Here is a 5,661-nt window from a genome sequence, read left to right on the forward strand (position 1 = left end):
CCGCGGAACGGCTGCGGCACGCGCGCGCGGCGCTCGCCGAGTCGCTGCCCGAGCTGGGCGACGCGCCGCCGGACCGGCGCCGGGTGCTGACCGCCCGGCTGGTGAGCGAGCTGGCGGCGCCGCAGCCCACGCTGTTGCCGCCCGCAGGACTCGTACGCCGGCGCGGTGCGCGTCGCACGTGGTACCGGACCGGGGCATCGCTCGGCCTGGCCGGAGTGCTCGTGGGCGCCGCGGTGTTCACGCTGGCCGGTTCCGACCACAGCCGGAGGGTGCCGGTGCCGCCCGTACCCAAGCCGTCGACCGCGACGCTCGCGCCGGACCAGCAGGCCGGGCGGCTGCAGCCGATGACGGCTTAGGCCGGTTCGGGTGCTCCCGCCGTGCGGGAAAACGAACGGGCCCGCTCCCTCCACGGGGGGAGGGAACGGGCCCGTTCGTACGAGCGCGCGCTGAACCGTCAGCGGCTCGGCTGCTCAGATACTCAGCAGGTCGCGCGCCAGCCGCGCGGTCTCGGACGGCGTCTTGCCGACCTTCACGCCCGCGGCCTCCAGCGCCTCCTGCTTCGCCTGGGCGGTGCCCGACGAACCGGAGACGATGGCGCCCGCGTGGCCCATGGTCTTGCCCTCGGGCGCGGTGAAGCCCGCGACGTAGCCGACGACCGGCTTGGTCACGTGCTCCTTGATGAAGTCGGCCGCCCGCTCCTCGGCGTCGCCGCCGATCTCACCGATCATCACGATCAGGTCGGTGTCGGGGTCCGCCTCGAACGCCTTGAGCGCGTCGATGTGCGTGGTGCCGATGACCGGGTCACCGCCGATGCCGACCGCGGTCGAGAAGCCGATGTCCCGCAGCTCGTACATCATCTGGTACGTCAGCGTGCCCGACTTCGAGACCAGGCCGATGCGGCCGGGCTTGGTGATGTCGGCCGGGATGATGCCCGCGTTGGACTGGCCCGGGGTGATGAGACCGGGGCAGTTCGGGCCGATGATGCGGGTCTTGTTGCCCCGCTGGGAGGCGTAGTCCCAGAAGTAGGCGGTGTCATGGACCGTGATGCCCTCGGTGATCACGACCGCGAGACCGATGCCCGCGTCGACGGCCTCGACGACCGCGTCCTTGGAGAACTTCGGCGGGACGAAGATGACGGTGACGTCCGCGCCGGTGGCCTCCATCGCCTCCTTCACGCCGCCGTAGACGGGCACCTCGGCGCCGTCGAAGTCGACCTTCGTGCCCGCCTTGCGCGGGTTCACGCCGCCGACGATGTTCGTACCGGAGGCCAGCATCCGCTTGGTGTGCTTCTGGCCCTCGGAGCCGGTCATCCCCTGGACGATGACCTTGCTTTCCTTGTTGAGGAAGATAGCCATGGTTGTGTCGTGTCCTCGGTCTTCGTCCGGTTACTTGGCGGCCAGCTCGGCGGCACGGTCTGCCGCGCCGTCCATGGTGTCCACCTGCTGCACCAGCGGGTGGTTCGCGTCGGTCAGGATCTTGCGACCCAGTTCCGCGTTGTTGCCGTCGAGGCGCACGACGAGCGGCTTGTCGACGGCCTCGCCCTTGCTCTTGAGGAGCTCCAGGGCCTGCACGATGCCGTTGGCGACGGCGTCGCAGGCGGTGATGCCGCCGAAGACGTTGACGAACACCGACTTGACGTCGGGGTCGCCGAGGATGATCTCCAGGCCGTTGGCCATCACCTCGGCGGACGCGCCGCCGCCGATGTCCAGGAAGTTGGCGGGCTTGACGTTCTTGTGCGCCTCACCCGCGTACGCGACGACGTCCAGGGTGGACATGACCAGCCCCGCGCCGTTGCCGATGATGCCGACCTGACCGTCGAGCTTGACGTAGTTGAGGTCCTTGGCCTTGGCCAGCGCCTCGAGCGGGTCGGCCGCGGCCTTGTCCTCCAAGGCTGCGTGGTCCGGCTGCCGGAACTCGGCGTTGGCGTCGAGCGACACCTTGCCGTCCAGTGCGATGACCTTGCCGTCGCCGGTCTTGACCAGCGGGTTCACCTCGACGAGCAGCGCGTCCTCGCGTACGAAGACGTCCCACAGCTTCTTCAGGACGTTGACGACCTGGTCGGTGAGCTCGGCCGGGAACTTCGCGGCCTCGACGATCTCGCGGGCCTTGGCGTCGGTCACGCCCTCGATGGCGTCGACCGGGATCTTCGCGAGCGCCTCGGGCTTCGTCGCGGCGACCTCCTCGATCTCGACACCACCCTCGACGGAGGCCATGGCGAGGAAGGTGCGGTTGGTGCGGTCCAGCAGGAAGGAGACGTAGTACTCCTCCGCGATGTCCGCGGTCTGGGCCAGCATCACCTTCTGGACCGTGTGGCCCTTGATGTCCATGCCCAAGATGGCGGTGGCCTTCTCGACCGCGTCGGCCGGGTCGGATGCCAGCTTCACACCACCGGCCTTGCCCCGGCCGCCGGTCTTCACCTGCGCCTTGACGACCGCGCGGCCGCCGAGTCGCTCGGTCACCTCGCGCGCCGCCTCGGGCGTGTCGATGACTTCACCGGCCAGCACCGGTACGTCATGCTTGGCGAAGATGTCCCTCGCCTGGTACTCGAACAGGTCCACGCGCGTACGTCCCCTTAATCAGTGATATCGCGTCCGTTGACAGCGTGAGCGTGGGCGTGCCGCGTGGCCGCGGCGTCACGGATGGCACGCGGCATGTCCGCCTTGCAGGTTAGCTCCGCCCGTCAGTGGTGCATAAATCCAAGCTCACACCGGCGCGGTGACAACGGTCACAACCGCTCCCCGGGGTAGTGCGGAACGGACCCACGCGCCCCACCGCCCGGCAGCCGTCTCGATCACGAGGTCCTCCGGCACCCCCGGCGCGGACGGTGCGGGGGACGCAGCCGGGACCCGGGACACAACAGCCAGGTCCGGATGCGGGGCAGCCTACGACGCTGTGGACACGGCCTCACGCGACGAACCCACGGCGCACGCTCTTGCTCTGGTGCATGGCTGTCTCGATTCCGTTGCGGTGAACGATGGACAGGAACCGCAGGTGGGGAGAGGTGCGGGGCGGCCCAACCCCCCGGGAGGGCCACCCCGCACTCCTGTGCTCAGCCGTCCTGCGATCCGATGCCTACAGGCTCGGACCGCGGGGACGGCCGGCGGCTCAGTGGGGGCAGGCGCCGGCGCGCCGCCCGATGTTCTTACGCATGGAGGGTGAAGTCCTTCGAGTTCAGAGGCTTTCGGGGTGCGGGGCAGACCTGTCCACCCCCGCGTGGCAGGTACGGGTTCCGCGGACGGGGAAGGTCTGCCCTCAGCCGGGGAACTCGAGGACGTCGCCGCAACGCTCGCGCGTCGGCGTACCCTCCGCCGCCCGCACCGCACCGGCGGCGCACAGCGGTCCGTAGTGCTCCATGCCGGTGACCACACCGGCGAGTTGGTGCTGGCCGCCGCGCGGCCCATGGCCGTCACCGGCACCCGGCGAGCCGCCGGAGGCGGGTGCTGCGGGCCCCTGCTGCACAGGGGGAAGCGGGTGCACCGGGGAGCCGCCCTGGTGTGTGACCTCGCTCGGCGTCGCATGGTGCGCCGGCCCCGGGTCCGCCGCCTCGGCGTCGGCGGTGCCGTGAGCAGCGGGCCGGTCCGGGCCGTTGGGGCCGTAACCGGCACGGGTGCCGGACGCGTCCGGCGTCGTCTCCGTACCCCGGTCGGCTGCGGAGCCGCCGGCACCGGAGTCATCGCCCTGCTGAAGGCCGGTCCGCTCCGTCAGCCCGCCCGGCCGCACCGGCTCGGTGACGCCCTGGCCCGCTTCGCCGACCGGCCGGGTGATCTCTCCAGTGCGCTCGGCGCTCTTCGCCACCGGATCGATGACCTTGCGCGCGGTCTCGGACGTGGCGCGCTGTGCCTTCGGCGTGGCGCCCCCGGCCTTGTCCGCGGCCTCGTGCGAGGTGTCGTCCGCGGCCTCGTGCGAAGTATTGTCCGCGGCCTTGTCCGAGGTGTTGTCCGCGGCCTCGTCCGTGGTGTCGTTCTGCTCGATCAGTCCCGCCGTCGCGCTCGTGGCTCCGCTGCCCGGACCGTCCTGGCCGGACGCGGCGTGCGCGCTGCCGCCGAACAGGAGGGCGAGGCCGAGGAAGCCGCCGAGGAAGAGCACCGTGAGCAGCGCTCGCCGCGCGGCGACCGAGCGCGGCAAGCGCACGGCGGCAGGCACGGCGGACACGGCTGACAAGTGGAGACCTTCCGGAGGACGACGGAGAGGCAGGCTGCTCAGGAGCGACAACGGGCTTCCCGGAGCTCTGCGTTCCGGACAACGAGTCAGATTTTCGCACGATGCCCGGCCTCTCGCGCAACCGCCGTCACAAAGTGTTCACTCGCGGTCCCCTGACCGTAAGCCCCCGCTCAGGTGTCCGGCATGGGCAGCGGCCGCTTCTCGATCGCCGCCGCCATCACCTCCGGGAAGTGGTCCGGCGTACAGGCGAAGGCGGGGACACCCAGGGCGGCGAGCGCACCCGCGTGCTCGCGGTCGTAGGCGGGCGCGCCCTCGTCGGACAGTGCGAGCAGCGTCACGAACCGAACACCGGCCTCCGTGAGTTGCGCCACCCGTTTGAGCATCTCGCCGCGGATGCCTCCCTCGCAGAGGTCGCTGATGAGAACGAGGACGGTCTCGGACGGGCGGCTGATCCGGGTCTGGCAGTAGGCCAGCGCCCGGTTGATGTCCGTGCCGCCGCCGAGCTGGACGCCGAAGAGCACGTCGACCGGATCGTCGAGCGCGTCGGTGAGGTCGACGACGCTGGTGTCGAAGACGACGAGCCGGGTGTCGATCGAGCGCATCGAGGCGAGCACGGCGCCGAAGACCGACGCGTGCACGACGGAGGCCGCCATCGAGCCCGACTGGTCGACGCAGAGGACGACCTCCTTCTTCACCGCCCGCGACGCGCGCCCGTATCCGATCAGGCGCTCGGGAACGATCGTCCTGTGCTCGGGCAGATAGTTCCTGAGGTTGGCGCGAATCGTCCGGTCCCAGTCGATGTCGCGATGGCGCGGGCGGTGCAGTTTCGCGGAACGGTCGAGCGCACCAATGAGGGTGACCCGGGTACGGGCGGCGAGCTTCCGCTCCAGCTCCTCGACCACCTTCCGTACGACCACCCGCGCCGTCTCCTTGCTGGTCTCCGGCATGGCCTTGGTCAGGGAGAGCAGTGTGCCGACGAGGTGCACGTCCGACTCGAGGGCCGCCAGCGTCTCCGGCTCGAGCAACAGTGCGGACAGGCCCAGCCGCTCGATGGCGTCACGCTGCATGACCTGCACGACGGAACTGGGGAAGTACGTCCTGATGTCACCCAGCCAGCGGGCCACTTGGGGCGCCGAACCGCCGAGCCCGGCGGTCCTCCGCGCCCCGCGACCGGCGCCCTTCTCACCGCCTGCGCCGCCCGCGCCACTGTGGCTGCCGTAGAGAGCCTGGAGCGTACGGTCCATGTCCGCGTCGGTGCCGTCCAGTTCGTGTCCGGTGCCGTCGGAGCCGCCCGACGCGCCGAGCACCAGCCGCCAACGGCGCAGCCGTTCCTCCCGCGCGGCGTCCTGACCGGCCGGGGCGTCATGGTTCATGCGACGGTCTCCTCCCGTTCTACACCGGACAGCAGCAGCCGCAGCGTCGGCAGGACGGCGTCCGCCCGCGCCGGGTCCAGGCCGGGACCGAAGCCGCGCAGCGCTCCCCCGACAGCCCCTCCGGTGC

4 protein-coding genes and 1 pseudogene are annotated in these 5,661 nt (G+C 71.0%); 1 reads left to right on the top strand and 4 read right to left on the bottom strand.

Annotation, left to right across the window (positions count from 1 at the left end):
* Positions 1-356, top strand: a pseudogene (locus ACRDP3_RS00120) (hypothetical protein); the annotation flags it as partial.
* 114 nt (positions 357-470) lie between these two features.
* Here ACRDP3_RS00120 and sucD read toward each other — a convergent pair.
* The 4 genes from sucD to ACRDP3_RS00140 form a co-directional block, all read right to left on the bottom strand.
* A complete protein-coding gene (gene sucD / locus ACRDP3_RS00125) occupies positions 471-1,355 on the bottom strand; it encodes a succinate--CoA ligase subunit alpha (RefSeq protein WP_431514702.1) in 885 nt (294 codons plus the stop codon).
* A gap of 30 nt (positions 1,356-1,385) precedes the next feature.
* A complete protein-coding gene (sucC, locus tag ACRDP3_RS00130; RefSeq protein ID WP_431514703.1) occupies positions 1,386-2,558 on the bottom strand; it encodes an ADP-forming succinate--CoA ligase subunit beta in 1,173 nt (390 codons plus the stop codon).
* Positions 2,559-3,252: 694 nt separating this feature from the next.
* A complete protein-coding gene (locus ACRDP3_RS00135; RefSeq protein ID WP_431514704.1) occupies positions 3,253-4,152 on the bottom strand; it encodes a hypothetical protein in 900 nt (299 codons plus the stop codon).
* Between the two features lie 179 nt (positions 4,153-4,331).
* Positions 4,332-5,534, bottom strand: a complete 1,203-nt coding sequence (locus ACRDP3_RS00140) for a vWA domain-containing protein (protein ID WP_431514705.1) — start codon at positions 5,532-5,534, stop codon at positions 4,332-4,334.
* Between the last annotated feature and the right edge of the window lie 127 nt (positions 5,535-5,661).

Source organism: Streptomyces sp. (assembly GCF_050698815.1).
GTDB lineage: Bacteria > Actinomycetota > Actinomycetes > Streptomycetales > Streptomycetaceae > Streptomyces.